26 protein-coding genes are annotated in these 24,828 nt (G+C 70.6%); 14 read left to right on the forward strand and 12 right to left on the reverse strand.

The window, feature by feature from the left end:
• Nucleotides 1-32: 32 nt before the first annotated feature.
• Nucleotides 33-1,130: a C40 family peptidase gene (locus tag C2L58_RS02195; protein WP_103335518.1), complete on the reverse strand. Its 1,098-nt coding sequence runs from the start codon at nucleotides 1,128-1,130 to the stop codon at nucleotides 33-35.
• Nucleotides 1,131-1,240: 110 nt separating this feature from the next.
• Nucleotides 1,241-2,203: a nucleoside hydrolase gene (locus C2L58_RS02200; protein WP_103335372.1), complete on the reverse strand. Its 963-nt coding sequence runs from the start codon at nucleotides 2,201-2,203 to the stop codon at nucleotides 1,241-1,243.
• A gap of 52 nt (nucleotides 2,204-2,255) precedes the next feature.
• Here C2L58_RS02200 and C2L58_RS02205 point away from each other — a divergent pair, with 52 nt between their 5' ends.
• Nucleotides 2,256-3,011 (forward strand): acyltransferase, encoded by a 756-nt coding sequence (locus C2L58_RS02205; RefSeq protein WP_103335374.1) that lies wholly within the window; start codon nucleotides 2,256-2,258, stop codon nucleotides 3,009-3,011.
• Nucleotides 3,012-3,054: 43 nt separating this feature from the next.
• A complete protein-coding gene (locus C2L58_RS02210) occupies nucleotides 3,055-3,432 on the forward strand; it encodes a hypothetical protein (RefSeq protein WP_103335375.1) in 378 nt (125 codons plus the stop codon).
• Nucleotides 3,433-3,463: 31 nt separating this feature from the next.
• Here the strand turns inward: C2L58_RS02210 and C2L58_RS02215 are convergent, their stop codons facing one another.
• Nucleotides 3,464-4,033 carry an NADAR family protein gene (locus tag C2L58_RS02215; protein ID WP_103335377.1) on the reverse strand — a complete coding sequence of 190 codons (570 nt, stop codon included), beginning with the start codon at nucleotides 4,031-4,033 and terminating at the stop codon, nucleotides 3,464-3,466.
• 20 nt (nucleotides 4,034-4,053) lie between these two features.
• On the reverse strand, nucleotides 4,054-5,310 hold the full coding sequence (ilvA, locus tag C2L58_RS02220; RefSeq protein WP_103335378.1) for a threonine ammonia-lyase IlvA: 1,257 nt from the start codon (nucleotides 5,308-5,310) through the stop codon (nucleotides 4,054-4,056).
• Nucleotides 5,311-5,398: 88 nt separating this feature from the next.
• Between ilvA and C2L58_RS02225 the strand changes: the two genes are divergently transcribed.
• On the forward strand, nucleotides 5,399-5,890 hold the full coding sequence (locus tag C2L58_RS02225) for a SigE family RNA polymerase sigma factor (protein WP_103335380.1): 492 nt from the start codon (nucleotides 5,399-5,401) through the stop codon (nucleotides 5,888-5,890).
• Nucleotides 5,887-6,870 carry a hypothetical protein gene (locus C2L58_RS02230; protein ID WP_103335381.1) on the forward strand — a complete coding sequence of 328 codons (984 nt, stop codon included), beginning with the start codon at nucleotides 5,887-5,889 and terminating at the stop codon, nucleotides 6,868-6,870. The genes C2L58_RS02225 and C2L58_RS02230 overlap by 4 nt, the downstream gene beginning before the upstream one ends.
• On the opposite strand, the gene C2L58_RS02235 is transcribed toward C2L58_RS02230, so the two are convergent.
• Nucleotides 6,871-8,295, reverse strand: coding sequence for a short-chain fatty acyl-CoA regulator family protein (locus C2L58_RS02235; protein ID WP_103335383.1), 1,425 nt, complete (start codon nucleotides 8,293-8,295; stop codon nucleotides 6,871-6,873).
• 228 nt (nucleotides 8,296-8,523) lie between these two features.
• Between C2L58_RS02235 and aceA the strand changes: the two genes are divergently transcribed.
• Both aceA and aceB read left to right on the forward strand, forming a co-directional pair.
• Nucleotides 8,524-9,804, forward strand: coding sequence for an isocitrate lyase (gene aceA / locus C2L58_RS02240; protein ID WP_103335385.1), 1,281 nt, complete (start codon nucleotides 8,524-8,526; stop codon nucleotides 9,802-9,804).
• A 94-nt stretch (nucleotides 9,805-9,898) separates the two neighbouring features.
• Nucleotides 9,899-11,545, forward strand: coding sequence for a malate synthase A (aceB, locus tag C2L58_RS02245; RefSeq protein ID WP_103335386.1), 1,647 nt, complete (start codon nucleotides 9,899-9,901; stop codon nucleotides 11,543-11,545).
• Between the two features lie 235 nt (nucleotides 11,546-11,780).
• Here the strand turns inward: aceB and C2L58_RS02250 are convergent, their stop codons facing one another.
• Nucleotides 11,781-12,314 carry a TetR/AcrR family transcriptional regulator gene (locus C2L58_RS02250; protein ID WP_103335388.1) on the reverse strand — a complete coding sequence of 178 codons (534 nt, stop codon included), beginning with the start codon at nucleotides 12,312-12,314 and terminating at the stop codon, nucleotides 11,781-11,783.
• Nucleotides 12,315-12,404: 90 nt separating this feature from the next.
• On the opposite strand from C2L58_RS02250, the gene C2L58_RS02255 reads away from it, so the two are divergent.
• Nucleotides 12,405-12,863 carry a nuclear transport factor 2 family protein gene (locus C2L58_RS02255; protein WP_103335390.1) on the forward strand — a complete coding sequence of 153 codons (459 nt, stop codon included), beginning with the start codon at nucleotides 12,405-12,407 and terminating at the stop codon, nucleotides 12,861-12,863.
• Here C2L58_RS02255 and C2L58_RS02260 read toward each other — a convergent pair.
• Nucleotides 12,860-13,276 (reverse strand): hypothetical protein, encoded by a 417-nt coding sequence (locus tag C2L58_RS02260; RefSeq protein WP_103335391.1) that lies wholly within the window; start codon nucleotides 13,274-13,276, stop codon nucleotides 12,860-12,862. The genes C2L58_RS02255 and C2L58_RS02260 overlap by 4 nt on opposite strands.
• 286 nt (nucleotides 13,277-13,562) lie before the next feature.
• On the opposite strand from C2L58_RS02260, the gene C2L58_RS51230 reads away from it, so the two are divergent.
• Nucleotides 13,563-13,691, forward strand: a complete 129-nt coding sequence (locus tag C2L58_RS51230; RefSeq protein ID WP_255410484.1) for a hypothetical protein — start codon at nucleotides 13,563-13,565, stop codon at nucleotides 13,689-13,691.
• A gap of 12 nt (nucleotides 13,692-13,703) precedes the next feature.
• Here C2L58_RS51230 and C2L58_RS02265 read toward each other — a convergent pair whose 3' ends face one another.
• Nucleotides 13,704-14,981: a glycosyltransferase family 4 protein gene (locus C2L58_RS02265; protein ID WP_103335393.1), complete on the reverse strand. Its 1,278-nt coding sequence runs from the start codon at nucleotides 14,979-14,981 to the stop codon at nucleotides 13,704-13,706.
• A gap of 112 nt (nucleotides 14,982-15,093) precedes the next feature.
• Here C2L58_RS02265 and C2L58_RS02270 point away from each other — a divergent pair, with 112 nt between their 5' ends.
• On the forward strand, nucleotides 15,094-16,857 hold the full coding sequence (locus C2L58_RS02270) for a glycoside hydrolase family 2 protein (protein WP_103335394.1): 1,764 nt from the start codon (nucleotides 15,094-15,096) through the stop codon (nucleotides 16,855-16,857).
• Between the two features lie 30 nt (nucleotides 16,858-16,887).
• Here C2L58_RS02270 and C2L58_RS02275 read toward each other — a convergent pair whose 3' ends face one another.
• From C2L58_RS02275 to C2L58_RS02285, 3 genes are read right to left on the reverse strand one after another with little or no spacing between them, the layout of a single operon-like run.
• Nucleotides 16,888-17,376, reverse strand: coding sequence for a glutathione peroxidase (locus C2L58_RS02275; RefSeq protein ID WP_103335396.1), 489 nt, complete (start codon nucleotides 17,374-17,376; stop codon nucleotides 16,888-16,890).
• Nucleotides 17,377-17,387: 11 nt separating this feature from the next.
• A complete protein-coding gene (locus C2L58_RS02280) occupies nucleotides 17,388-18,893 on the reverse strand; it encodes a 1,4-alpha-glucan branching protein domain-containing protein (protein WP_103335397.1) in 1,506 nt (501 codons plus the stop codon).
• Nucleotides 18,890-19,663 carry a class I SAM-dependent methyltransferase gene (locus C2L58_RS02285; RefSeq protein WP_103335399.1) on the reverse strand — a complete coding sequence of 258 codons (774 nt, stop codon included), beginning with the start codon at nucleotides 19,661-19,663 and terminating at the stop codon, nucleotides 18,890-18,892. Before C2L58_RS02285 ends, C2L58_RS02280 begins: the two co-directional genes overlap by 4 nt.
• A 53-nt stretch (nucleotides 19,664-19,716) precedes the next feature.
• Here C2L58_RS02285 and C2L58_RS02290 point away from each other — a divergent pair, with 53 nt between their 5' ends.
• Nucleotides 19,717-20,142, forward strand: a complete 426-nt coding sequence (locus tag C2L58_RS02290) for a hypothetical protein (RefSeq protein WP_199191058.1) — start codon at nucleotides 19,717-19,719, stop codon at nucleotides 20,140-20,142.
• Here C2L58_RS02290 and C2L58_RS02295 read toward each other — a convergent pair.
• Nucleotides 20,120-20,965 carry a DegV family protein gene (locus C2L58_RS02295; protein WP_103335402.1) on the reverse strand — a complete coding sequence of 282 codons (846 nt, stop codon included), beginning with the start codon at nucleotides 20,963-20,965 and terminating at the stop codon, nucleotides 20,120-20,122. The two genes, C2L58_RS02290 and C2L58_RS02295, sit on opposite strands and share 23 nt — an antisense overlap.
• A gap of 243 nt (nucleotides 20,966-21,208) precedes the next feature.
• Between C2L58_RS02295 and C2L58_RS02300 the strand changes: the two genes are divergently transcribed.
• The 4 genes from C2L58_RS02300 to C2L58_RS02315 all read left to right on the forward strand — a co-directional run bounded on the left by C2L58_RS02300 (nucleotide 21,209) and on the right by C2L58_RS02315 (nucleotide 24,807).
• Nucleotides 21,209-21,994 (forward strand): electron transfer flavoprotein subunit beta/FixA family protein, encoded by a 786-nt coding sequence (locus C2L58_RS02300; protein ID WP_103335403.1) that lies wholly within the window; start codon nucleotides 21,209-21,211, stop codon nucleotides 21,992-21,994.
• A gap of 29 nt (nucleotides 21,995-22,023) precedes the next feature.
• Nucleotides 22,024-22,983 (forward strand): electron transfer flavoprotein subunit alpha/FixB family protein, encoded by a 960-nt coding sequence (locus C2L58_RS02305; RefSeq protein WP_103335405.1) that lies wholly within the window; start codon nucleotides 22,024-22,026, stop codon nucleotides 22,981-22,983.
• Between the two features lie 160 nt (nucleotides 22,984-23,143).
• Complete coding sequence (locus C2L58_RS02310) at nucleotides 23,144-23,926, forward strand: GNAT family N-acetyltransferase (protein WP_103335407.1); 783 nt, start codon at nucleotides 23,144-23,146, stop codon at nucleotides 23,924-23,926.
• On the forward strand, nucleotides 23,923-24,807 hold the full coding sequence (locus C2L58_RS02315; RefSeq protein WP_103335408.1) for a lysophospholipid acyltransferase family protein: 885 nt from the start codon (nucleotides 23,923-23,925) through the stop codon (nucleotides 24,805-24,807). The genes C2L58_RS02310 and C2L58_RS02315 overlap by 4 nt, the downstream gene beginning before the upstream one ends.
• Nucleotides 24,808-24,828 lie beyond the last annotated feature (21 nt).

The following is a 24,828-nucleotide window of genomic DNA, read 5'->3' on the forward strand; positions in this document are numbered from 1 at the left end:
TCCTTTTGTCGCCCGCGCGACCACGGCCGGGCTCAGGCCGTGGGGCGGCCGGCTCCGGCATAGTCGTCGCCGTCCCTGCGGTACGAGTGGACCTGGACCGCCTGCCCGGTCTGCGGCGCGTCGATCATCTGCTGGTTGCCGATGTAGAGGCCGACGTGGTGGATCTTCGTCGCCGGCTCGCCGTAGAAGATCAGGTCGCCCAGCTGCGGGTCGGTCACGTGCGGGACGCTGCGGAACTGCGTGTCGGCCGTGCGCATCAGCTTGACCCCCGCGCTGCCGTACGCCGCCGTCGTCAGGCCCGAGCAGTCGAAGCCCGGGTCGCTGCCGCCGGTGCCGTTGCCGCCCCAGATGTACGGGAGACCGATCTTGTCGATCGCGAAGTTCACCGCGCTCAGCACCGCCGCGTTCGGCGCCGCCGAGCCCTGGCCGACCGTGCCGTAGACGTTGACCGTGGCCAGCGTCCGGTGCAGGAACAGCGGCGCCGGCTGCAGCGTGCCGACCGAGTCCCACCACACCTGGCCCTGGGACAGGTCGTGGCCGTCGGCGCACAGCGCGCGGCCCGTGGTCAGCGCGGCGTCGTCGATGTTTTGGACATCGGGCTTCCCGCCGGACGCGCTGGCCTGGTACTTGCCCCAGACCGCCGGGGACAGCTGCATCGGCCCGGCGGCGTTCGCCGTCGAGACGACCTTGTTGTAGAAGTCGCGCACCTCGATCGTGCCGAGCGGCTTGTCCAGGACGCCGGTGGTGCCGAACTGCCCGCCCCGCGCGCGGCCGTGGTCCGTGGTCACTTTTCCGACCGCGGCCAGCGTGACCCACGAAAGGTGGCACCCGGGGACGTCCTTGCCCAGCTTCGTCGTCGCCTTCGCGTAGCCGACCATCGCGCGCAGCGGGACGTCGAGCCACTGGCTGGTCTTGGACGCCCAGGCGTCGAACTCGCTCGCTTCGGGCACCTTCGGCGGCGTCGACGTCTGCGGGGGCGTGGTCGCCGGCGGCTTCGAAGGCTTCGGCGACGTCGACGACGCCGGTGTGCCCGTCGCGGCGGCGTTCGTGGTCTCCTGCTGCTTCGGCGCGAGCAGGATGCCGGCCACCAGGGCGCCCGCGACGACGACCACCGCCGCGATCACGACCACGGGCTTCCGGCGGCGGGGCGCGGGCGGTCCAGGCGGTTCGGCCTGTTCGGCCAGTTCGGTCGGTTCGGTCTGTTCAGTCGGTTCGGCCGGGACGACCTCGGGCTCCTCGCTCACCGGGCCGCTCCGGTGAGCCGGTCGAGGACGAAGCCGCGCAGGCCGTCGAGGTCGGTGTCCAGCGCGACCTCGATCGGGCGGCCGGGGCTGAACTGCGGATCGTCCTCGCCGAGCCGCCGCCGGTCGACCAGGGTCTGGCCGCGCGCCGGGCCGAGGCCGCAGTCGACGTCGACCCGGTAGGTCTCCGTGTGCAGGATGCCTGGCGAGATCGCTTCGGCGACCGCGACGGCGTCGTGCATGACCATCCGGTCCTCGCCGAACACGCGCGTGTAGTGCTGCCGGTAGGTCGAGGTCAGTCCTTCGAGGACGGCGCCCACGGGCCCCGACGACGCGAGCTTGGCCAGCCACTCGCCGTCGACGGCGCAGCGGTGCGTGAGGTCCAGCGGCACCAGCACCACCGGAACGTCCTCCTCGACCAGCACCCGCCGGGCTGCCTCGGGGTCGCTCCAGATGTTGAATTCGGCGGCGGTCGTGCTGTTGCCGAACGTCACACCGCCACCCATGATCACCAGCCGCGCGATCTTCGCCGCCGCGCCCGGGTGGGCGGCGAGCAGTGCGGCGATGTTCGTCAACGGCCCGATCGGGGCGATGGTCACCGGTTCGTCGGACGTCTCGAGCAGGTCGAGCATCAGCCGGACGGCGTCCCGTTCCTCCAGCGGCCGGGTCGCCTCGGGCAGGGTGTACGAGTGGCCCGACAGGCCGTCGCCGCCGTGGACCTCTTTCGCGTCACGCGGCTTGGAGTAGACGAGCGGCCGCGCGGCCCCTGCGGCCACGGGGACGTCGGTGCGGCCGAAGAGCTCCAGCAGCCGCCGCGCGTTCGACGTCGTGCGCTCGAGGGGGACGTTGCCGAAAACCGACGTCACCCCGAGGAGGTCGACGTCCGGCGACAGCGCCGCCAGCGCGATCGCCAGCGCGTCGTCGACGCCCGGGTCGGTGTCGATGATCAGCTTCGTGCCCATCCCGCTCCCCTTGCCTGCGAACCCGTCCCGCACACAGGTTACGGTCACGGGCATGACGTCGATGTGGGGTGCGCCCGCGCTGTCGCGGGTGCGGGCCTGGCGCCGCGCCCGGCAGGACCCGCGGCAGGCGAAGTTCCTGACCGCCGACTCGCTGCGCTGGGTGCTGCGCAACCGCGCGTACACGCCCTGGTACCTGGTCCGGTACTACCGGCTGCTCAAGTTCCGGCTCGCCAACCCGCACATCATCCTGCGGGGCATGCTCTTCCTCGGGAAGGACGTCGAGATCCACTGCCGCCCCGGCTACGGGCGGCTGGAGATCGGCCGCTGGGTCCACATCGGCGACGGCAACGCCATCCGCTGCCACGAGGGCTCCCTGCGGATCGGCGACAAGTCCGTGTTCGGCCGCCAGAACGTGATCAACTGCTACCTCGACATCGAGCTCGGCGCGGCCACGCTGGTCGCCGACTGGGTGTACATCTGTGACTTCGATCACGTCATTTCGGACATCCACGTGCCGATCAAGGACCAGGGCATCGTGAAGTCCCCGGTCCGCATCGGCCCGGACACCTGGCTCGGCACCAAGGTCAGCGTCCTGAAGGGCACCCGCATCGGCCGCGGCAGCGTGCTCGGCGCGCACGCGGTCGTCCGTGGTGACATTCCGGACTACTCGATCGCGGTCGGCACGCCGGCGCGAGTGGTCCGCAACCGCAAGGACGACTACGCGGCCGATGCCGCGCGTCGCGAGGCCGTGGCGGACATGGCCCGGAAGGCGAACAAGGCCCTGCAGAAAACCCTCGGCGAGCAGTAGGACTACTCAGGCCGCGTGGTCGTTTTCCGGTAATGGTGGTCGCATGGGGGAGTACCGCGAGGTCGTCGTGTCCACCGTGCTCGCGCTGGTGGCGGTGGGGTGGCTGGTCGTCGTCCCGTTCCTGGTGCTGCAGGGCGCGCTCGCGAACATGCCGGTGTTCGGCACGAGCATGCACGGGGGCGACGGCTACCTGACCTGGGCGGCCTGGCTCGGCGCCGGCCTGCCGCTCGTGGGCGTGGTCGTTTCGGCGACCACGCGGCGGCGCGGGTGGACGTGGTTCTTCGGGATCTGCCTGACGCTGGCCGCGGTCGTCGCGGCCTTGAAGTGGGCGGACGACCTCCGGCACGCGCCGCCGCCTCCGCCGGGACCACGCCACTGCGTCGAGCGCAGCGGCGGCGGCAACGACTGCCCGGGCGGCTGACCTCGGCACAGGTCGGACGGGGCTCCCTGAGTCAGACGCGCGCCCGCAGCTGGTCGCGAACCTCCATCAGCGCGAAGCCGAGCAGGTTCAGCCCGCGCCAGTAGTCCGGCTTGGTCGCGTTCTTCTCCTCGCGCGCGAGGCCGGTGCCCCAGACGAGGTCCTTCTTGGACGCCTCGACGAGCACCGCGTCCCCGGTCCCGAGCAGGAACCGGCGCAGGTCGCGGTGGGCGCGGAACTTGGCCAGGTTGCCGTCGACGACGATGTCGAACCGGTGCCGCTCCCAGGTGGCGGCGTCGAACCCGGCGACCTCGCGGCCGAGCACCTTCGCCGCCTTCGGGTCGGGCGTGGTCCGGATCAGCTCGGCCTTCTCGTGGTCGCCGAACAGCTCGGCCTTGCCGGCCATCATGTAGTGCTCGGCGGTCGGGTAGACGACGCCGTCGGCTTCGAAGGGGTCGACCCACCACTGGCTCAGGCAGCTCGCCGTCACCCGCCCGGACTTCGAGGGCGTGTGCCCGTAGAACAGCAGGTACTCGGGCTCCGCACCCTCGTGGACTTTTTCGCGCAACGCCTCGACACTGCGGACACCGTCGACCTTCACCATCCGCCTAGTGGACCACGCGCTCAGAGCAGGAAGTGGAACAGGGGGCTGCCCGGCTCGATCCGCTCCACCTGCAGGGGGCTCGCGTCCATCCGGGCCAGCAGTCCGGGCAGGTCGGCTGACCGGGCGATTTCGATGCCGACCAGCGCCGGCCCCATCTCGCGGTTGGTGCGCTTGACGTACTCGAAGCGGGTGATGTCGTCCTCGGGCCCGAGCACCTGCTCGAGGAACCGCCGCAGCGCGCCGGGCTCCTGCGGGAAGCCGACCAGGAAGTAGTGCTTCAGCCCTTCGTGCATCAGCGAGCGTTCGAGGATCTCGCTGTAGCGGCTGACGTCGTTGTTGCCGCCGGAGACCAGGCAGACGACGGTCTGGCGGGGCTCGACCCCGACGACCGTGCCGAGCGACGCCGCGGCGAGCGCGCCCGCGGGTTCGGCGATGATCCCGTCGGACTGGTACATCGCGAGCATCTCGGTGCACACCGCGCCCTCGGCGACCGCGGTCAGCTCGGCGCCGCTCTCGCGGATGAGGGAATAGGTGACCGCGCCGGCTTCGCGCACGGCGGCGCCGTCGACGAACGAGTCGAGCTCCGGCAGCCGCACCGGGTGCCCGGCCTCGAGGGCCGCCGCCATGCAGGCCGCGCCCGCGGGCTCGACGCCGACGATCCGGACGTCCGGGTGCCGCTCCCGCAGCCAGCTGCCGACCCCGGCGAGCAGCCCGCCGCCGCCGACGGGCACGACCACGACGTCGGGCACGAAGCCGAGCTGCTCGATCACCTCGAGGGCGACCGTGCCCTGGCCGGCGACGGTGCGGACGTCGTCGAACGCGGGCACCAGGGTCGCGCCGGTGCGCTGGGCGTCCTCGTTGGCCGCGGCGAAGGCGTCTTCGTACGTTTCTCCGACAACGACGACCTCGATGTGCGCGCCGCCGAGTGTCGCGATCCGCTCGCGCTTCTGCCGCGGCGTGGTCCCGGGGACGTACACGCGGCCGTTGGCGCCGAGCCGCCGGCACGCGTACGCGACGCCCTGGGCGTGGTTGCCGGCGCTGGCGCAGACGACGCCCCGGGCGCGGACGTCCTCGTCGAGCTGGACGATGAAGTTGTAGGCGCCGCGGATCTTGTACGACCGGACCGTCTGCAGATCCTCGCGCTTCACCCAGACCTGCGCGTCCACCCGGGACGACAACCGGGCGCTCGGCTCGAGCGGCGTCCGGGTCACCACCCCGGCCAGCCGCTCGGCGGCCTTCTCGATGGTCGCCGCGGTCACCGTGTCGATGTCGTGCACCCCGGTGAATCTACGACTCGCGCGTCCCGGGCAACCGGCCGGGCCTCCGGGCGCATCAAAGGGGTGACGAACGAGATGGGGAACGCCGATGGACGCCGGATTCACCGAGTACGTGACCACGCGGGCGGCTTGGCTGCGCAAGGTCGCGTACTTGCTCTGCGGCGACTGGCACCGGGCCGACGACCTGGTCCAGTCGGCGATCACCCGGCTCTACGCGAACTGGCCGCGAGCGTCCCGCGCCGACAACCTGGACGGCTACGCGCGCCGCACGCTGATCAACACGTTTCTGGCCGAACAGCGGACGTCGTGGTGGCGGCGGGTGGATTTGCGCCGAAACGACCAGGAGCCGCCGGCCCCGGGCACGGACGTCGAACAGGCGCTGGACCTGCGGGCCGCGCTGGAACGGCTGCCGGCCCGGCAGCGCGCGACCGTCGTCCTGCGCTACTTCGGTGATCTGCCGGTCGCCGAGACCGCGCGGGCGCTGGGCTGTTCCGAAGGCACCGTCAAGAGCCAGACCGCGAAGGCCGTGGACGCGCTTCGCGAGCTGCTGCGCGAACCGATCCGGGAGGGACGAGCATGACCGACCACGAGCTGGCCACCAAGCTGAAGGAACTGGCCGAGACGCCTGCCCCGCCGCCCCGGATCGACCTCGACCGCGCGCGCCGGCTCGGGGGACGCCGTCGTCGCGCGCGGACCACGGCGCTGGTCGTGGGCTGTGCCGCGGTGGTGACGGCCGGGGGGCTGACGGCGGTGTCGGCGATGCGGCCCACGCCCCCGATCGCGCCGGCGGCCGTCCTGCCCAAGCCGCCGCCCGTCGCGCCGGCGCCCACCGACAACCCGCTGGTGGCGAAGGCGAGCTTCGGCTGGCTGCCGGAGCCCATCAAGGGCGTCGAGTACGGCGCCGGCGGCCACGGCGACTACGCGCTGGCCATCGGCCGCGGTGACATGGCGCCGATGATCTGGCTCGCCGTGTACGACCAGGAACCCGCGCTGGACCGCCGGCACGACATGGGTGGGCGGGCGGTGCGCGTCCCGGTGCGGGTCGGCGACCGCGACGGCTACTGGGTCACCGCCGATGCCCGGGACCCGCTGAACCGGGGCAACAGCTACCTGCGCTGGCCGGCCCCGGACGGCCGCTGGGCCGAGCTGAACGCCTACTACCTCGCCCTTCCCGACCTGCAGCAGGTCTTGCTGCACGTCGCCGCGGAGGTGACGTTCGCGAACCGCGCGGTGCCCTTGCCGCTGCACATCTCGAGTCTGCCGGCGGCGTTCCGCGTCGCCGACATCGAGCTGTGGCGCCGCCCCGACCAGGACGGCGTCCCGTGGCGGGCGGTGCTCCAGTACTCGTCGAACGGCGCGCTGGCGACGATCACCGTCACACCGCCGGGCGGCCACGCGGACGGCCTCGGCAAGCCCGTGTGCACGACGAAGAACGGGCTGCGGGCGTGCGTCGCGATCGACAAGCCCCAGGCCGCGGGCATCACCTCGCAGGAGCTGCTGAGCCGGATCACGCCGATCGGCCCGGACGAGTCGAAGTGGACGCCGCACGTGATCGGCTGATCAGCCCTTGGGCACCGCCGGGTAGGGGACGAAGGTGCTGGTGTTCTCGTCCACGGTGAGCTGCTTGCCGATCGTCGGGAACGCGCGCTGGGAGCACGCCGGCCGTTCGCAGACTTTGCACCCCATCCCGATGGGCGTCGCGGCGGCCGGCTCGTCCAGGTCCAGGCCGGTCGAATAGACCAGGCGTCCGGCGTGGCGCAGTTCGCAGCCCAGCCCGACCGTGAACGTCTTGCCCGGGCTGCCGTAGCCGCCGATGTTGCGCGACACCGTGCGCGCGATCCAGAAGTAGCTCTTGCCGTCGGGCAGGGTGGCGATCTGGGTGAGGATCTTGCCCGGCTGGGTGAACGCCTCGTAGATGTTCCACAGGGGACACGCCCCGCCGACGCGGGAGAAGTGGAACCCGGCCGCCGACTGCCGCTTCGACATGTTCCCGGCCCGGTCCACCCGCACGAACGAGAACGGCACCCCGCGCTGCTTGGGCCGTTGCAGCGTGGACAGCCGGTGGCAGACGGTCTCGAAGCCGACGCCGTAGTGGTCACACAGCCGCTCGATGTCGTAGCGGAACCGCTCGGCCGCGGCCAGGAACGGCCCGTAGGGGAGGATCAGCGCCCCGGCGAAGTAGTTCGCCAGGCCGACGCGGGCGAGCGACCGGGCGGCCGGTCCGGAAAACGCCCACGAGTCGGCGAGCTCGGTGATGAGGTCGTCGTACTCGAGCAGCGCGATCTGCGAAGCCATCCGGAACGCCTGCTGCCCGACCCGCAGGCTCGGTGCCAGCCGCAGCACCCGCGTCATCGGCTCGTAGCGGTGCTGCTGGCCGTTGGCCTCGTCGATGCCCTCGCTGGTCACCTCGACGCCGTAGCGCTGGGAAAGGCGTTCCTTCAGCGCGCTCAGCACCTGCCCGCGTTGCAGCGGGATGTCCGCGGCCATCTTCTCGGCGCGTTCGTCCAGTTCCGCGACATAGTTCTCGCGCTCGTAGAAGAAGTCGCGCACCTCCTCGTGCGGTAGCGGCGCGGCGGCGCTGCCGTGCAGGCCCAGGCCGTTTTCCGTGGTCAGCGCGGCGGTGTTCTCGACGGCGTTGCGGTAACTGCGGTGCAGCTTGACCAGTGCCTGGGCGATCGCCGGCAGGTTCGTGGCCAGCTCGTTGAGCTCGCCGGTGGTGACGTCGATGCCGAGGGCTTCGTCGAGCAGGGCTTCCTTGACGTCGGCGACCAGCCGGGACGTGTCGTTGTTGGCGAAGAACTCGGTGTCGACGCCGAACGCCTGCGTGATCCGCAGCAGCACCGGCACGGTCAGCGGGCGCGAGTTGTGCTCGATCTGGTTCAGGTAGCTGGGTGAGATCTCCAGCACACGAGCGAGGTCGGCCTGGCTCATCGAGCGGCTTTCGCGGAGGTGCCGCAACCGCGCGCCGGCGAAAGTCTTCTCCATTCGAGCCCTCCTTCCCGGAAGGTTTCCGGTCCTGAACGGTTACGTGAACGGTCAAGAACGCGGATTTTCGATCACTTGCGAATCGGCTGATTCGCAACCTTTGCAAAGAGCGTACGGAACCTTCGCACAAATTGGCAAATTGGACAACTGGACCGCATTTCCGCTGGCGTGTCAGGGTCAGGCCAAGCAAGGCGAGCAATCGCAAACTTCGCAACACCGGGAGATCCGATGACGGAACAGGCCAAGCAGGCGGCCGCGGAGCTGGCGGCGCAGTGGGCGAACGACCCCCGCTGGGCGGGCGTGCAGCGCTCCTACTCGGCCGAAGACGTGATCAAGCTGCGCGGCAGCGTCGTCGAGGAGCACACCCTGGCCCGCCGCGGCGCGGAGAAGCTGTGGGACCTGCTGCACACCGAGGACTACATCCACGCGCTCGGCGCGCTCACCGGCAACCAGGCCGTCCAGCAGGTCCGCGCGGGTCTGCAGGCGATCTACCTGTCCGGCTGGCAGGTCGCGGCCGACGCGAACCTGTCCGGCCAGACCTACCCGGACCAGAGCCTCTACCCGGCCAACTCGGTGCCGGCCGTGGTCCGCCGCATCAACAACGCCCTGGGCCGCGCCGACCAGATCAACTGGGCCGAGGGCAACACCGACATCGACTGGTTCGCGCCGATCGTGGCCGACGCCGAGGCCGGCTTCGGTGGCCCGCTCAACGCGTTCGAGCTGATGAAGGGCATGATCGCCGCCGGCGCCGCGGGTGTGCACTGGGAAGACCAGCTCGCGTCCGAGAAGAAGTGTGGTCACCTCGGCGGCAAGGTCCTCATCCCGACCAAGCAGCACGAGCGCACGCTGAACGCCGCGCGGCTCGCGTCCGACGTGCTGAACGTGCCGACCCTGGTCGTCGCCCGCACCGACGCCCAGGCCGCGACGCTGCTGACCAGCGACGTCGACGAGCGCGACCAGCAGTTCCTCACCGGCGGCCGCACCGCCGAGGGCTTCTACGAGGTCCGCAACGGCATCGAGCCGTGCATCGAGCGCGGCCTGGCCTACGCCCAGTACGCCGACCTGCTCTGGATGGAGACCTCCGAGCCGGACCTCGAGGTGGCGCGCAAGTACGCCGAGGCGATCAAGGCGAAGTTCCCGGACCAGATGCTGGCCTACAACTGCTCGCCGTCGTTCAACTGGAAGAAGCACCTGGACGACGCGACGATCGCGAAGTTCCAGCGCGAGCTCGGCCACATGGGCTACAAGTTCCAGTTCATCACGCTGGCCGGCTTCCACGCGCTGAACTACTCGATGTTCGACCTGGCGCACGGCTACGCCCGCGAAGGCATGACCGCCTACGTCGACCTGCAGGAGCGCGAGTTCGCTTCGGAGAGCCGTGGCTACACCGCCACCAAGCACCAGCGCGAGGTCGGCACCGGCTACTTCGACAACGTCGCGACGGCGCTGAACCCGGAGAGCTCGACCACCGCGCTCAAGGGCTCCACCGAAGAAGCCCAGTTCCACTGATCCCGGCCGCGGCCTGACGGCGAAACCCCCATCGTCGTCAGGCCGCGTCCTTCCCCCTCTTTCCTTCCCTGCCCACAGCTCGCGGAGGCACCCCATGGTTGATCGGCTGAACTACCGCATCGAGGTCACCGGGCCGGTCGAGGGCCGGTTCGCGGAGATCCTGACCCCGGCGGCACTCGACTTCCTGGCCAAGCTGGACAACACGTTCGCCGGACGCCGGCGCGAGCTGCTCGACGCCCGCCGCGTGCGGCGCGAGGAACTGCAGTCCGGGGAGAAGCCGCTGGGCTTCCTGCCCGAGACCCGCCGGATCCGCGACGACGAGTCGTGGCACGTCGCCCCGACCGCGCCGGGCCTGGAGGACCGCCGCGTCGAGATCACCGGCCCGACCGACCGCAAGATGACGGTCAACGCGCTGAACTCCGGCGCCAAGGTCTGGCTGGCGGACTTCGAAGACGCGACGTCGCCGACCTGGCACAACGTCATCGACGGCCAGATCAACCTGTACGACGCCATCCGCCGCAACATCGACTTCACCACCACTGTGTCTGATGCCGCCTCCGCGGGAAAGAGTGCGTCGGCGGGCGGCAAGCGCTACACCATCGGCGACGACCCGGCGACGATCGTCGCGCGCCCGCGTGGCTGGCACCTGGTGGAGAAGCACATCCGCATCGACGGCCGTCCGGTGTCGGCGAGCCTGGTCGACTTCGGCCTGTTCTTCTTCCACAACGCGCGCCAGCTGCTCGCCCGCGGCGTCGGCCCGTACTTCTACCTGCCGAAGCTGGAGAACCACCTCGAAGCGCGCCTGTGGAACGACGTCTTCCTGCTGGCCCAGCGTGAGCTGGGCATCCCGCGCGGCACCATCCGCGCGACCGTGCTGATCGAGACGATCACCGCCGCGTTCGAGATGGACGAAATCCTCTACGAGCTGCGCGAGCACGCCGCGGGCTTGAACGCCGGTCGCTGGGACTACATCTTCAGCATGATCAAGAATTTCGCCGCGCACGGCGCCGATTTCGTCCTGCCGGACCGCGCGCAGGTGACCATGACCGTGCCGTTCATGCGGGCCTACACCGAGCTGCTGGTGCGCACCTGCCACCGGCGCGGCGCGCACGCCATCGGTGGCATGGCCGCGTTCATCCCGAGCAAGGACCCTTCGGTCAACGCGACCGCGGTCGAGAAGGTCCGTGCCGACAAGGAACGCGAAGCCGGCGACGGTTTCGACGGCTCGTGGGTCGCGCACCCCGGCCTGGTCCCGATCTGCCGCGAGGTCTTCGACGGCGTGCTCGGCGGCTGGCCGAACCAGCTCGGCAAGCTGCGCGACGACGTCCACGTCACCGCCGAGGACCTGCTCGACGTGGCCAGCGCCGGCGGCGAGGTCACCGAGGCGGGCGTGCGCGCGAACATCAACGTCGCGCTGCGCTACGTCGACGCGTGGCTGCGCGGCACCGGCGCGGCGGCGATCCACAACCTCATGGAGGACGCGGCCACCGCGGAGATCGCGCGCTGCCAGATCTGGCAGTGGATCCGCAACGGCACGAAGCTCGAGGACGGCACGGCGCTGACCCGCGAACTGGCGGTCGAATTCCTGGACGACGAACTCGCGTCGGTCCGCGCCGATCTCGGCACGGGCAACCGCCTCGACGACGCGTACGAAATCTTCACCGAGACCGCGCTGGGCGAGAAGCTGCCGAGCTTCCTCACCACGGGTGCCTACGCGCGGTACCTCACGGACGCCCGGTAGCAGGGCTCTGTTCGTTGCGCTCTCTGCGGTAGAGGGTGCTTCGAGCTCCGTTCGATGTGCTCTCAGCGGTAAAGAGTGCTTCGAGCATCCGGTCGCCCCTACCTGACGAGGGGCGACCGGATTCCACACTGTTGGGATGGTGTGGGTCCGAACCGGTCCCGGTGGCGGCGGCTCCCCGCCCCCGGGACCGGTTCATTTTCGTTTTCGGGGTGACGCTCGATCCGAGGCTGATGCTCTACCCCTGAGCGGCCAGCAGGACCTTCGCGGCTTCGCCGGCCGTGTCCGCTTCGCCCGCGTCTCCGGTGATCGCGGCGAGCACGGTCGCGCCCTCCATGAGCGCGAACAGCTGGTCCGCGAGGCTCGGGTTCGCGACGAGGCCGCGCAGGTAGGCCCGGACCTCGTCTTTGTGCTTGCGGATCGCGGCGGCGATACCGGGGGTGGGCTCGCCGAACTCGCCGAAGGAGTTGATGAACGCGCAGCCGCGGAAGCCCGGCTCGGCGAACCAGTTCTTCAGCCAGGCGAACACCGCCAGGGGGTCGTCGCCGCGGGCGTGGACGAAATCGCGCAACGAGCCGCGCCAGCGTTCGTCGCGGCGAAGCAGGTACGCCTCCACGAGGTCGCTCTTCGCCGGGAAGCACTGGTAGAGCCGCTTGAGCGAGACGCCGGAGCGTTCGCGGACGGCGTCCATCCCGACCGCTTGCACGCCGTGGGCGTAGAAGAGGTCCTCGGCGGCCTCCAGCAGCCGGTCGGTCGCCTCCGTGGAATTCATGCCACCTGCCCCTGGCGCTGAGAATGATCGTTCTCTAGTCTAGCGGGAGCAGTGGAGAACGCACGTTCTCCGAGTCCGGAAGGAGCCGTCATGACCCCGCGCCCGCCGTTCCCGCCCTTCGACGAAGACACCGCCCGCCAGAAGGTCCAGGCCGCCGAAGACGCGTGGAACACCCGCGACCCCGAGCGCGTCTCGCTCGCGTACACGGAGGACTCGGTCTGGCGCAATCGCGACCGGCACGTCGTCGGACGCGCGCGGATCGTCGAGTTCCTCGCCGAAAAATGGGCGCGCGAGCTGGACTACGCCCTGCGCAAGGAGCTGTGGGGTTTTCGCGGCAACCGCATCGGCGTCCGGTTCCAGTACGAGTCCCGGACCGCCGAGGGGCAGTGGTTCCGCAGCTACGGCAACGAGCTGTGGGAGTTCAGCGACGAAGGCCTGATGCGCCGCCGCGAAGCGAGCATCAACGACGTCCCGATCGCCGAAGCCGATCGCCGCATCTTCGGCCCGCGACCGGAATCGGAGCACGGCGTCCTGTTGCCGGTCTTCTAGGAGGCCGAGCCGTCCCCGGTCCGGGGAGCGCCGTGGGGGAGGACCTTCACCTGGCCGGGCCGGGGCTTCGCCGCCAGCACCGTGAAGTGCACGGTCAGCGGTTTCCCCGCGCAGCGGACGGAGACCGGATACGTGCCGGGCGCGATGGCGGCAACGACGCTTTCACCGAAAAGTGCCCACGGCTGGTGCCCCTCGGCGTTGCGGTCCAACGGCGCGGTGATGCGCAGGGCCTTGGTCGTGACCGGGCTCGCTTCGCCTTCGCACGCGACCGTGAGGGAGACCTTCTGGCCGGGATGTCCACTGTAGACGGACAGGTTCAGCCAGGTGGGCAGCGGCGGCGGTGTGGTGGTCTGCGCGGCGGCCGCCGGGGTGAGCGCGAGCAGGCCGGCCGCGGTGAGGGAGAGGATCTTCATGGTGACCTCACGGAGTTCGGTTCGTGTCGTAAGGGCGTTTGTGCAGGCCAGCGGGTTGCCGCCCGAGATCCGACTGTGACGCTCGAGTCCGCCCTGAGCGGAACTCGGGCCGCTCGCCGGTCCGCGTCCGGGTCGGCTGGTGACCGGAACCCGGTGAACCGGACGAACCCATCACGGAAGGCGAATACGTATCGGCCCGTGCTGTTCCGCTTATTGTTTCCCCGGGAGGCGGCGCGGATGCTCGCTGCGAGGCGCCGATCGCGCCACCGTTTCCCGAGGAGTCCCCATGACCAGCAGGTTCAGAGCTGCCGCCGCCACCCTCATCGTTCTGTTTTCGCTCGCGTTCGCCGTGGACGGAATCACGACCACGACCGTTTCGGCCGCTCCGGCCTGCGTCCGGCCCTGCCGGTTCTGAGCGGGCGGCTACCTAGACTTCCGGGATCTCGGCCGGCACCGGTTCGAAGGCGTTGCCGGTCGCGATCTTGGGCCGGGGCAGTTCGACCGGCTCACCCGGCTTCGCCCGCCGGTAGACGTCGGCGGTCGCTTCGGCGATCCGGCCCCAGTCGAAGTCCGCGGCCAGCCGGGACTGCGCGGCCCGGGCCCGCTCGGCCGCGGCCTCGGCGTCGGAGAGCACCGTGGTCACCGCGGCGGCCAGCGCGGCGACGTCCCCGGGGCTGAACGCCAGCCCGGTCTCCCCGTGGACGACGACCTCGCCGAGCCCGCCGGCCGTCGACGCCACCAGCGGTGCCTTCGCGGCCGCGGCTTCCAGCGCGACGATGCCGAACGGCTCGTACCGGCTCGGCAGCACGACGGCGTCCGCCGCGGCCAGCGCCGCCCGGAGATCGCGGTCGGAGAGGTGCCCGACGAAGTCGACCGCACGCCGCACCCGCAGCTTCCGCGACTGTTCGACCAGCTCGTCGAAGTGTCGTCCTTTTCCGGCCACGACCACGCGGGTGCCCGGGTGGCGGCGCCGGATGCGGGGAAGGGCGGCCAGGAGGTCCTGCACGCCCTTCTCCCACTCGAGTCGTCCGAAATAGAGCAACAGCGGCGCACCGGCCGGGCTGTAGACCTCGCGGGCGCGGGCGATCTCGTCCGCGGGTACCTGCCAGCCGCGCTCCTCGATGCCGTTGTGGATCACCGTGACGTCGGCCGCCTCGACCTCGAAGAGGTACGCGACCTCGCGACGCATCGCCTGCGAGCAGGTGATCAGCGCGTCGGCGCGGTTCGCGAGCCACCATTCGACCGAGTGGACCTGCTGGTTCAGCGGGTGCGACAGCCAGCCGGAGTGCCGCCCCGCCTCGGTCGCGTGGATGGTGCCGACCAGCGGCACCCGCGCCGCCTCGGCGATCGCGATGGCCGGGTGGGCGACCAGCCAGTCGTGCGCGTGGACGACGTCGGGCTGCCAGGTGCGCAGCAGGTCCTGAGCGGCGCGGATCATGGCGTGCCCCATGGCCAGCGTCCAGGCGACGAGGTCCCGTTCGAACGTCACGTGCATCGGGTCTTCGGCGACCCGGATGACCCGCACGCCCTCGACAACGCGGTCGGTGCGCGGGTGCGTCCCAGCGTCGGTGCCCGCGGCGTGCCGGCAGAGCACGACGACCTCGTGGCCCTGGCGGGCGAGGTGGGTAGCGAGCGCGTGGACGTGCCGGGCCAGGCCCCCGATGGCCACGGGCGGGTACTCCCAGGACAGCATCAGCACTCGCATGCGCAGAGGTTACTCGCGAGTCAGTAGGCCTCGACGCGCCCGTGCTGGCGAAGTGTTCACATGTGATTTCGATCACTGGCCAGTGTGCGCATCTCTGCCACCATCGACCGGGATGACTCCCGACAAGGACCCCGGCTGGCGCCGGCTCGACCCGCCCCTGCCGACCCCGTGGGGCGCCGACGTCGCTCCGGACAACGCCCTGCCCGAGTACCCGCGGCCCCAGCTGACGCGGCCTCGCTGGCTTAACCTCAACGGCGTCTGGGAGTACGCGGGCTGGCCGTCGTCGCCGGATGAACCACGGCCGTCCGGGTACGCCGAGCGCATCCTGGTCCCGTTCCCGCCGGAATCGGCGTTGTCCGGAATTCGACGACGCGACGAAGTCCTCTGGTACCGGCGCCTTTTCGAAATTCCCGCCGACTGGCGCGGCTCACGGGTCCTCCTGCACTTCGGCGCGGTCGACCAGACGGCGAAGGTCTGGGTCAACAACCAGCTGGTCGCGACCCACGAAGGCGGGTACACGGCGTTCAGCGCGGACGTCACCGACGTCCTGCGTGCCTCGGGTCCGCAGGAGCTGACCGTCCGCGCCGAGGACCGCACCGACATCGAGCCCTTCCCGGTCGGCAAGCAGCGCAACGCCCCTGGCGGGATCTGCTACACCCCGTCGTCCGGAATCTGGCAAACGGTGTGGCTGGAGCCGGTCCCCGAGACCAGGATCGAGCGGCTGGACCTGACTCCGGACTTGACCGGCGTGACGGTGTTCCCACAGGTCACCGGCGGTGCCGAGGTCATTGTCGTTCTTTCGGCAAACGGCACCGAGGTGGCGCGGGCCTCGGGTGCGGCCGGGACGTCGGTGCGCGTGGACATTCCTTCGCCGCGCCTCTGGACACCCGACGACCCGCACCTCTACTCGCTGCGCGTCCAGCTGCTCGATGAGCATGGTTCGATTTCGGACGAGGTCGGCAGCTACGCCGGACTCCGGACGATCGGCCTGGTCCCGGACCCGCAGGGCCGCCCCCGGATCGCGCTCAACGGCCGCGTCACATTTCTGCACGGACCGCTCGACCAGGGCTACTGGCCGGACGGCATCTCCACCGCGCCCACCGACGACGCCCTGCGGTTCGACCTCGAGAAGACGAAGGAGCTGGGCTTCAACTTCGTCCGCAAACACGTCAAGGTCGAGCCGGCCCGCTGGTACTACTGGGCCGATACGCTGGGCTTGCTCGTCTGGCAGGACATGCCGTCGCTGACCGTGTCGTTCGACGGCCCGCCGGGGATCGCGCCGGACCCGGTCCCGCGGGCGCGCGAGCGGTTCGAGGCGGAGCTGGCCGAGATGGTGACGCAGCTGCGAGCGGTCCCGTCGATCGTCGGCTGGGTCCCGTTCAACGAGGGCTGGGGCGAGTTCGACACGGCCCGTGTCGCGGAATCGGTCAAAACCCTCGACCCGACGCGGCTGGTCATCGCGAACAGCGGCGTCAACTGCTGTTTTTCGCGGCCGGACGGCGGCGCGGGCGACGTCTACGACGACCACACGTACGTGGGCCCGGGGTCGCCGTCGGTGCGCGACGGCCGCGCGATCGTCGACGGCGAGTACGGCGGCCTCGGTCTGGTTCTGGACGACCACTGCTGGCCCGGCCCACCGAACGCGTACGAGATGACGCCGACGCGGGAACGGCTGACCGAGCGCTACGCCGAGGTGAGCGCCGCCCTCGAGCGGGTGGTGGCGGAACGCGGCTTGTCCGGGGCCGTCTACACCCAGACGACGGATGTCGAAAACGAGGTCAACGGGCTGCTCACCTACGACCGTCGCGTGGCGAAGGTGGACCCGGCCGTGGTCGCGAAGTGCGTGCGAGCCGTGATCGAAGCGGGCTCGTCCTGATTTCGGCCACAGCCGGTCCTCACCTTGGCATCAAGCCGGCAGCGCCGCCTCGATCGCCTTGACGACCGCCTCGTCCTCGGGCTCGGTGCGCGGCCGGAACCGCGCCAGGACCTCGCCGTCCGCGCCGACGAGGAACTTCTCGAAGTTCCACTGGACGTCGCCCGCCGCGCCCTCGGCGTCGGCGGTCTCGGTCAGCTCGGCGTAGAGCGGGTGACGCTCTTCGCCGTTGACGTCGATCTTCTCGAACAGCGGGAACGTGACGCCGTAGGTCGTCGAGCAGAACGTCTGGATCTCGTCCGCGCTGCCCGGTTCCTGCCCGGCGAACTGGTTGCACGGGAACCCGACGACGGAGAAGCCCTGCTCGCCGAAGCGTTCCTGCAGCCGCTCGAGACCGGAGTACTGCGGGGTCAGGCCGCACTTGGACGCGACGTTGACCACGAGCAGCGCCTTGCCCGCGAACTCGCCCAGCGAGCTGTCGTGCCCGTCGAGGGTCTTGAGCGGAATCTCGTGAATCCCCATAGAAGTTCCTTTCAGTCGTGCTTCAGCGCCCGGGCGTCGAGGTGCCCGAACGGTCCGTCTTCGGCGCGGTAGGCGGCGGCGAGCTCAGCGGCGCGGGCGCGATCGCCGCGGCGCAGCAGCCCGGCCAGCGCGTCGAAGCGCTCGGTGTGGACCGCCGCGCGACGACGTGCGTAGTCCGCGGCCGAGTCCTTGGTGACCATGAACGCCCAGTCGCTTTCCAGCGCCAGCATCGCCTCGGCGACGGCCTGGTCGGCGACGGTGTCCCGGGCCGTCCGGTCCAGCCCGGCAACCAGGTCGAGCAGCCGGTCCTGCAGCGCCGCGTTGGCGGCGACCATGTCCTTGACCTGCTCGCCGTCCCAGACCCGCCAGTCCTTGCCCGACCCCCACGACGATGAAGGCAGGTCGATCGGCGCACCGACGTGGCCGGCCTCCATCGCGCCCTTCAGCGTCGTCACCCGCACGCCGGCCTCGGGCAGCGCGCGCAGCACGCCTTCTAGCCACGCCGGTCCTTCGTGCCACCAGTGCCCGAACAGCTCCGTGTCGTAAGCGGCGACCACGAGCGCCTCGCGCCCGTGTTGCCGCTTCAGCGACCGCAGGCGCGTCACGACGGTCTCGACGAAGTCCTTGACGTGCGTCCGCAGCACGTCGGCGGCGAGCGCCGGGTCGTAGGGCGCCTTGTCCTGCGGCTCGACCGTCTTGCCGGTGACCCGCGCCGCCTTGAGGCCGACCTCGTGCTGCCAGGTGTGGAAGTCGCGGTAGGCGGCGTGGCCGGGGTAGCCGGCCTTCGGCGACCAGACCCGGTAGGTGACCTCGAGGTCCCGGCCGAACGCGAGGACGTCGGTGTCGCCGACCGGCCTCGCAGCCCAGGACTCGCCGCGCAGCGAGGGGCCGTCGACCAGGAACCGCCGGACGCCGGCCGCCGCGTAGTCGTTTTCCATACCAGGCGCGTAGCCGCACTCGGGGGCCCAAATCCCCTCCGGCCGCGTCCCGATCCGCAGGGCCGTGTCGGCGAGACCGGCGTTCAGCGCGAACTCGCGCACCCGCGGGTCCAGCAACGGCTGGAACGGGTGGGCGAGCGGGCCGCCGAGCAGCTCGATGGTCGAATTGTCGACCAAGGACCGCAGGACCGGGGAGAACCCGTGCCGCCACCGCGTCCCGAGCTCCTCGGCCGCGCGGACGGCGGTCCGGTGCTCGGCCGCGGCGAGCTCGCGCAGCAGCGGGTCGCCGCCCCACAGCGTCGCCGCGTGCTGGGCACGCAGCTGCCAGTGGCCCAGCCAGTCGTGAAACGCGCGGATGCTGTACGGGTCGTCGAGCTGCGCGGCGAGCACCGGCGTCACGCCCAGCGTCAGCACGTCGCGGCGGCCTTCGTCGGCGAAGCGCTCGAGGAGCTCGACCATTGGCAGGTAGGAGTGCGCCCACGCCTGGTAGAGCCATTCCTCGCCGACCGGCCAGCTCCCGTGGTGCGGCAGCCACGGCAGGTGGCTGTGCACGACGAGGCAGAAGGTGCCCTCGCTCATCGGCGCACCCCCACGGCGATCAGGTCGAGGCTGGCGTCCAGGTCTTCGCCGTGGATGTCGAACCCGGTGGCCTCGATCGCGGCGACGTCGGCGAGCAGGGCTTCCGGCCACTCGGCCTGGCCCGGCAGTTTGCCCATGACCACGTCGAGCTGGGCGTCGATGATCGAACCGCCGTACCGCTCGTCGAGGGCCCGCACGGCTCGACCGTGGTGCAGCCCGTGCAGCGATTCGACGGCGAAGCCGGCGTCGGTGAGCAGCCCGGCCAGTTCGGACGGCGCCAGCTCGCGCGTGTGGAACGGGTTCAGCGGCGTGTCGCTGTCCGGGGTGAAGGTCAGCCGGTTCGGCGTCGTGACCAGCAGTTTGCCGTTTTCCGACAACACGCGCCGGCACTCGGCGAGGAACCCGGCCTGGTCCCACAGGTGCTCGATGACCTGGAAGTTGGCGACGACGTCGACCGCGCCGTCCCGGACCGGGAGGAAGGCCAGGTTCGCCCGCGCGACGGCGAGCTCGGGGTAGCGGCGGGCGACGTGCTCGGTGGTCGGGACGTCGTAGTCCAGCGCGAGCACCCGGCGGGCCGTCGTGGCGAGGAGGCTCGCGCCGTAGCCTTCGCCGCAGCCGGCTTCGAGGACCGTCGCGTCCGCGCAGTGGGGGAGTAGGGCGGCGTACGCGGCTTCGTGGCGCCTGAACCAGTAGTTCTCCTCGGCAATGCCGGGGACGGTCCGCTCGCCGGTCAGGTGCAGCGCCTCGGCCCGGGTGGCTGGGGTGGTCACCTTCGCGACCCTAGCGGGTGTCACGTCCGGTACCGCCGTCTCGTTCCGTGGTCATGCAACGGACCATCACCCGCGTACTGCTCGTCGTCTTCGGCTTGGTCGAGGCCGTGGCCGGAATCTGGCCACTGGGGTCGCCGACCGGCTTCTACCAGGACTTTCCCGGCTTCCGCACCGGCTGGGTTTCGATGGACGGGCCGTTCAACGAGCACCTCCTGCGCGACTTCGGCGGGCTCAACCTGGCGCTCGCGGCGCTGCTGATCGGGGCCGCCGTGATCGGCACCACAGCGGTGGCGCGGCTCGCGGCCGTCTCGGCGCTGCTGTTCGGCGTCCCGCACTTCCTCTACCACCTCGGCCACGTCGGGCACTTCGAGCGGATCGACCAGGTCCTCATCGTGGGGACGACCGGGCTGGGGGTGCTGCTGCCGCTCGTGGTCCTGCTGGTCCCGGCGCGGCGGGTCAGCCCACCGGCGACACCGTGATGCCGAGCGCGCCGGGGCCGAGGTGCGCGCCGATGACCGTGCTCGCTTCGACGACCATGCTCTCGACCATCGCCGGTACCCGGCGTTCGATCTGCCTGCCGATCTCCAGTTCGTGATCGCTGGCACCGAACCGGGTCACGGCGATGTCGGCGCGGAACCCGCCGGACTTCTTCACCGCGAGGTCGACCATCTTCGCCAGGGCGCGCTTGGTGCCGGGGATCCGGGCGAGGGGCGCGACCTCGCCGTCCTTGACCGTGAGCAGCGGTTTGATCGAAAACGCACTACCGAGCATGGCCTGGGCGGCGCCGATCCGGCCGCCGCGGCGGAGGTACTCGAGGGTGTCGACGTAGATGAACTCGGTGCTCGTGGTGCACCGGCGTTCGGCGGCTTCGATGACCCGGTCGGCGTCCGCACCGGCCGCGGCGGCGCGCGCGGCTGACACGGCGGCGAAGCCGAGGCTCATCCCGGTGGTCCGGCTGTCGAGGACGTGCACCGGGATGCGGACCTGCTGGGCGGCCTCCCGGGCCGCGCGGACGGTGTCGGACATGCGGCCGGAGATGTGGATGCTGACGATGGCGGTCGCGCCGGCGGTGGCTGCCTCCTGGTAGGCCCAGAAGAACGCCCCCGGGTCCGGGGGCGCCGTGGCGATCACCTGCCCGGCTCTCATGGCGTCGATCACTTCGCCGCGGTCGAAGCGGTTTTCGTCGTCGTAGTGGCTTCCCAGGCTGAGCTGGATCTGGACGACGCCGATGGCCCAGCGAGAAGCGACGAGGTCGGGCAGGCAGGAGCTCGAGTCGGTGATGACGGCGATGCGCGCGGGCATGGTGGAGAAGGTTAATGCCGGACACCCACCGCGAGTAGGCCGTGGTTGGTCCGATCGGACGAACGGCAGTTCGGGTGGGGTAACCGGTCAACTACCGGGACGATAGTCCCACTAAATTGCCCATCCAGGTGAATGACGTCACCTCGACGGGTCCCGCGCGTCGATTGGTCCTAATCTACCGGCCAGTAGAGCACTGTCCCGTGGTCGTCCGCGGGCCACGAACCGGGAGGTCGAAGCAGACCCATGACCAACATCGTCGTCCTGGTCAAGCAGGTACCGGACACCTACTCGGAGCGGAAGCTCAACGGGTCCGACCACACCCTTGACCGCGAATCCGCCGACGCCGTGCTCGACGAGATCAACGAGAAGGCCGTCGAAGAAGCGCTGAAGATCAAGGAAGCCGGCGAGGGCGAGGTCACCGTGATCTCGGTGGGCCCCGACCGCGCGACCGACGCCATCCGCAAGGCGCTGTCCATGGGTGCCGACAAGGCCATCCACGTCTCCGACGAGGCGCTGCACGGCTCCGACGCGATCGCCACCGCCAAGGTGCTCGCCGCCGCCATCGGCAAGGTCGAGGGCTTCGACCTGGTCATCGCCGGCAACGAGTCGTCCGACGGCCGCGGCGGCGCCATCCCGGCGATCCTCGCCGAGCTGCTGGGCCTGCCGCAGGTCACCTACGTGCGTGAACTGAGCGTCGAGGGCTCGACGATCAAGGCCACCCGCGAGACCGAGGACGGCCTCACCCACCTCGAGGCGAGCCTGCCCGCGATCGTGAGCGTCGGCGAGAAGATCAACGAGCCGCGCTACCCGTCGTTCAAGGGCATCATGGCCGCGAAGAAGAAGCCGGTCGAGACGTTCACCATCGCCGACCTGGGCATCGACGCGGGCGAGGTCGGTCTCGCCAACGCGTGGTCCGCGGTGACCGAATCCTCGCCGAAGCCGCCGCGCACCGCCGGCGAGAAGACCGAGGACGAAGGCGACGGCGGCACCAAGGTCGCCGAGTACCTGGTCGGCCAGAAGCTCATCTGACAACGGCTCTTCGAGGAGGAAGTAGAACCATGGCTGAAGTACTCGTCCTCGTCGACCACGTCGACGGTGAGGTCAAGAAGGTCACGCTCGAGCTGCTGACCGCCGCCCGCGCGCTCGGTGAGCCGTCGGCCGTCGTCGTCGGCCCGACCGGGACCGCCGCCAAGGCGAAGCAGGCGCTGGCGTCGCACGGCGCCGCCAAGGTGTATGTCGCGGAAGGCGACGACGCCGCGAACTACCTGGTCACGCCCAAGGTCGACGTGCTTGCGGCGCTCGCGCAGCAGGCGTCCCCGGCTGCCGTGCTCGTCACCGCCAGCGGTGAGGGCAAGGAGGTTGCCGCCCGCCTGGCCGTGCGCCTGGGCTCCGGCCTGATCTACGACGCCGTGGGCGTCAACGGCGACGGCGTCATCGACCAGTCCATCTTCGGTGGCGCGTTCTCGGTCAAGTCCAAGTCCGCGAAGGGCGCGCCGGTGGTCTCGATCCGCCCGGGCGCGGTCGAGGCCGAGCCCGCCGAGGGCGCGGCGGCCGAGGAGACCGTCGAGCTCCCCGCGGTCGACGCGGCGAAGGCCACCAAGATCACCGGCGTCGAGCCGGTGACCGGTGGTGACCGGCCGGAACTGACCGAGGCCTCCATCGTGGTCTCCGGTGGCCGTGGTGTCGGCTCGGCGGAGAAGTTCGACGTCGTCGAGAAGCTGGCCGACTCGCTCGGCGCGGCTGTCGGCGCCTCGCGTGCCGCTGTCGACTCGGGCTACTACCCGGCGCAGTTCCAGGTCGGCCAGACCGGCAAGACGGTCTCGCCGCAGCTGTACATCGCGCTCGGCATCTCCGGCGCGATCCAGCACCGCGCGGGCATGCAGACGTCGAAGACGATCATCGCCGTCAACAAGGACCCGGAGGCGCCGATCTTCGAGATCGCCGACTTCGGCATCGTCGGCGACCTGTTCAACGTCGCGCCGCAGCTGACCGAGGCGGTCGCGAAGCGCAAGGGCTGATTTCCAGCTTCGTCGAAGGGCCTCCCGGGACGTTCCGGGAGGCCCTTCGCGCATTCAGGCACCTGAGAAGAGCCTGAGAACCCGCCATTAACTGAACGTGCACTAATCGGTCATCGGATGGCACTCTCCGCGGCTTCCTCCGCGCGGGTAAACCTTGACCATGACGACGTCACAGCTCCTCGTCAGCACTGATCAGGCGGGTAACGAGCTCCCCGCCGACGCCCCTCGGTACTCACTTCTCGTCGCGCACGCGAACGACGAAGTGGTTGCGGCGCAGGAACTGCGCCACCTGGTTTTCGCCGAGGAAATGGGCGCGCGCCTCCACTCCCCGCGACCCGGTCTCGACATCGACGAGTTCGACGAGTTCTGCGACCACCTCGTGGTCCGCGACGACAACACGGGCGAGATCGTCGGCTGCTACCGGATGCTCCCGCCGGACCGCGCCGCCCAGGCCGGAAAGCTCTACGCGGACAGCGAATTCGACCTGACCGCGATCGAGGGCCTGCGACCGTCGCTGGTCGAAACCGGCCGGTCGTGCGTGCACCCGGACCACCGCAGCGGCGCCGTCGTCAGCCTGGTCTGGGCGGGGATCGCCCGCTACATGCTGCTTTCCGGCCACCGCTACCTCGCCGGCTGCGCTTCGGTCCCGCTGGTGGACGACGGATCCTTCGCCGCCGGCGTGTGGGACGTGCTGCGGGCCAAGCACTACTCCGACGAGGCCACGCGCGTCACACCGTTGATCCCCTGGGACACCTCGGGCATCGAGCGCCCGGCGCGGCCCACGCTGCCGCCGCTGATCAAGGGCTACGTCCGGCTCGGCGCCAAGGTCTGCGGGCCACCGGCGCTCGACGTCGACTTCGGCGTCGCGGACTTCTTCGTCCTCCTGGACCTGCACAACGTCGACGAGCGGTACCTCAAGTTTTTCCTCGGGGTCCAAGGATGAGCCACGCTTGGATGCCGTCGTCGCCCTGCGGCGACGGCTGCCTCACCGCCGACGACCCGTTGGTCGGTCTCCCACGACGGGTCCTGCGCTTCGCGGCGGCGATCTCGGTCGTGCTCGCGGCACTGGTGTTCGCGCCCTTGCTGCTGGTCGCCCCGGGCCGCGAGCGTCTGCTCCGGCTGATCTTCCTCGGCGTGCTGCGGGCGTTCGGCGTCCGCCTGGACATCCGGGGCGGCGCCGACTTCCTGACCGCGCCCGCCGGCCGTGGCGCACTGGTGGTAAACAACCACATTTCGTGGCTGGACATCGTCGCGATCAACGCGCTGCGGCCGATGCGCGCGCTGGCCAAGAAGGAGATCGCGGGCTGGCCGGTGCTCGGCGGCCTGGTCCGCCGCGGCGGCAGCATCTTCCTCGACCGCGAGCGGCTGGCGACGTTGCCCGCCACGATGGCGTCGCTGGCCGACGCGCTGAGGACGGGCTCGCTGGTGAGCGTCACCCCGGAGGGCACCACGTGGTGCGGCCTGGCGTCGGGCCGCTTCACGACGGCGACGTTCCAGGCGGCCATCGACGGTGGTGTCCCGGTGCGCCCGATCGCGTTGCGGTACCGCCTCGCCGACGGCCGCGAGACCAGCCGCCCGGCGTTCATCGGACCGGAGTCGCTGATCGCGTCCCTGCGCCGGGTCGCAGCTCTGCGCGGCCTGGTGCTCGAGATCCACGTCTGCCCGGAGATCGCCCCGGGCCGCGCCGAAACCCGCCGCGAACTGGCCGCCCTCGCCGAGGCAGCGGTCCATTCCGCACTGGGAACGGTGCAGATCCCGGCCCAGCAGCGGCGGCGGACCCCGCGCCGCCAGGCGGCCCCACTGGCTTCGCCTCCCGCGAAGTGATCCGGGCCCTGTCGCCGCGAT

Source organism: Amycolatopsis sp. CA-126428 (genome assembly GCF_002904335.1).
Lineage (GTDB): Bacteria > Actinomycetota > Actinomycetes > Mycobacteriales > Pseudonocardiaceae > Amycolatopsis.

Coding starts and splice junctions, on each gene's coding strand:
- C2L58_RS02200 (WP_103335372.1), bottom strand. CDS start 2,203: ATGGGCACGAAGCTGATCATCGACACCGACCCGGGCGTCGACGACGCG.
- C2L58_RS02205 (WP_103335374.1), top strand. CDS start 2,256: ATGACGTCGATGTGGGGTGCGCCCGCGCTGTCGCGGGTGCGGGCCTGG.
- C2L58_RS02210 (WP_103335375.1), top strand. CDS start 3,055: ATGGGGGAGTACCGCGAGGTCGTCGTGTCCACCGTGCTCGCGCTGGTG.
- C2L58_RS02215 (WP_103335377.1), bottom strand. CDS start 4,033: ATGGTGAAGGTCGACGGTGTCCGCAGTGTCGAGGCGTTGCGCGAAAAA.
- C2L58_RS02225 (WP_103335380.1), top strand. CDS start 5,399: ATGGACGCCGGATTCACCGAGTACGTGACCACGCGGGCGGCTTGGCTG.
- C2L58_RS02230 (WP_103335381.1), top strand. CDS start 5,887: ATGACCGACCACGAGCTGGCCACCAAGCTGAAGGAACTGGCCGAGACG.
- C2L58_RS02235 (WP_103335383.1), bottom strand. CDS start 8,295: ATGGAGAAGACTTTCGCCGGCGCGCGGTTGCGGCACCTCCGCGAAAGC.
- aceA (WP_103335385.1), top strand. CDS start 8,524: ATGACGGAACAGGCCAAGCAGGCGGCCGCGGAGCTGGCGGCGCAGTGG.
- aceB (WP_103335386.1), top strand. CDS start 9,899: ATGGTTGATCGGCTGAACTACCGCATCGAGGTCACCGGGCCGGTCGAG.
- C2L58_RS02250 (WP_103335388.1), bottom strand. CDS start 12,314: ATGAATTCCACGGAGGCGACCGACCGGCTGCTGGAGGCCGCCGAGGAC.
- C2L58_RS02255 (WP_103335390.1), top strand. CDS start 12,405: ATGACCCCGCGCCCGCCGTTCCCGCCCTTCGACGAAGACACCGCCCGC.
- C2L58_RS02260 (WP_103335391.1), bottom strand. CDS start 13,276: ATGAAGATCCTCTCCCTCACCGCGGCCGGCCTGCTCGCGCTCACCCCG.
- C2L58_RS51230 (WP_255410484.1), top strand. CDS start 13,563: ATGACCAGCAGGTTCAGAGCTGCCGCCGCCACCCTCATCGTTCTGTTT.
- C2L58_RS02265 (WP_103335393.1), bottom strand. CDS start 14,981: ATGCGAGTGCTGATGCTGTCCTGGGAGTACCCGCCCGTGGCCATCGGG.
- C2L58_RS02270 (WP_103335394.1), top strand. CDS start 15,094: ATGACTCCCGACAAGGACCCCGGCTGGCGCCGGCTCGACCCGCCCCTG.
- C2L58_RS02275 (WP_103335396.1), bottom strand. CDS start 17,376: ATGGGGATTCACGAGATTCCGCTCAAGACCCTCGACGGGCACGACAGC.
- C2L58_RS02280 (WP_103335397.1), bottom strand. CDS start 18,893: ATGAGCGAGGGCACCTTCTGCCTCGTCGTGCACAGCCACCTGCCGTGG.
- C2L58_RS02290 (WP_199191058.1), top strand. CDS start 19,717: ATGCAACGGACCATCACCCGCGTACTGCTCGTCGTCTTCGGCTTGGTC.
- C2L58_RS02295 (WP_103335402.1), bottom strand. CDS start 20,965: ATGCCCGCGCGCATCGCCGTCATCACCGACTCGAGCTCCTGCCTGCCC.
- C2L58_RS02300 (WP_103335403.1), top strand. CDS start 21,209: ATGACCAACATCGTCGTCCTGGTCAAGCAGGTACCGGACACCTACTCG.
- C2L58_RS02305 (WP_103335405.1), top strand. CDS start 22,024: ATGGCTGAAGTACTCGTCCTCGTCGACCACGTCGACGGTGAGGTCAAG.
- C2L58_RS02310 (WP_103335407.1), top strand. CDS start 23,144: ATGACGACGTCACAGCTCCTCGTCAGCACTGATCAGGCGGGTAACGAG.
- C2L58_RS02315 (WP_103335408.1), top strand. CDS start 23,923: ATGAGCCACGCTTGGATGCCGTCGTCGCCCTGCGGCGACGGCTGCCTC.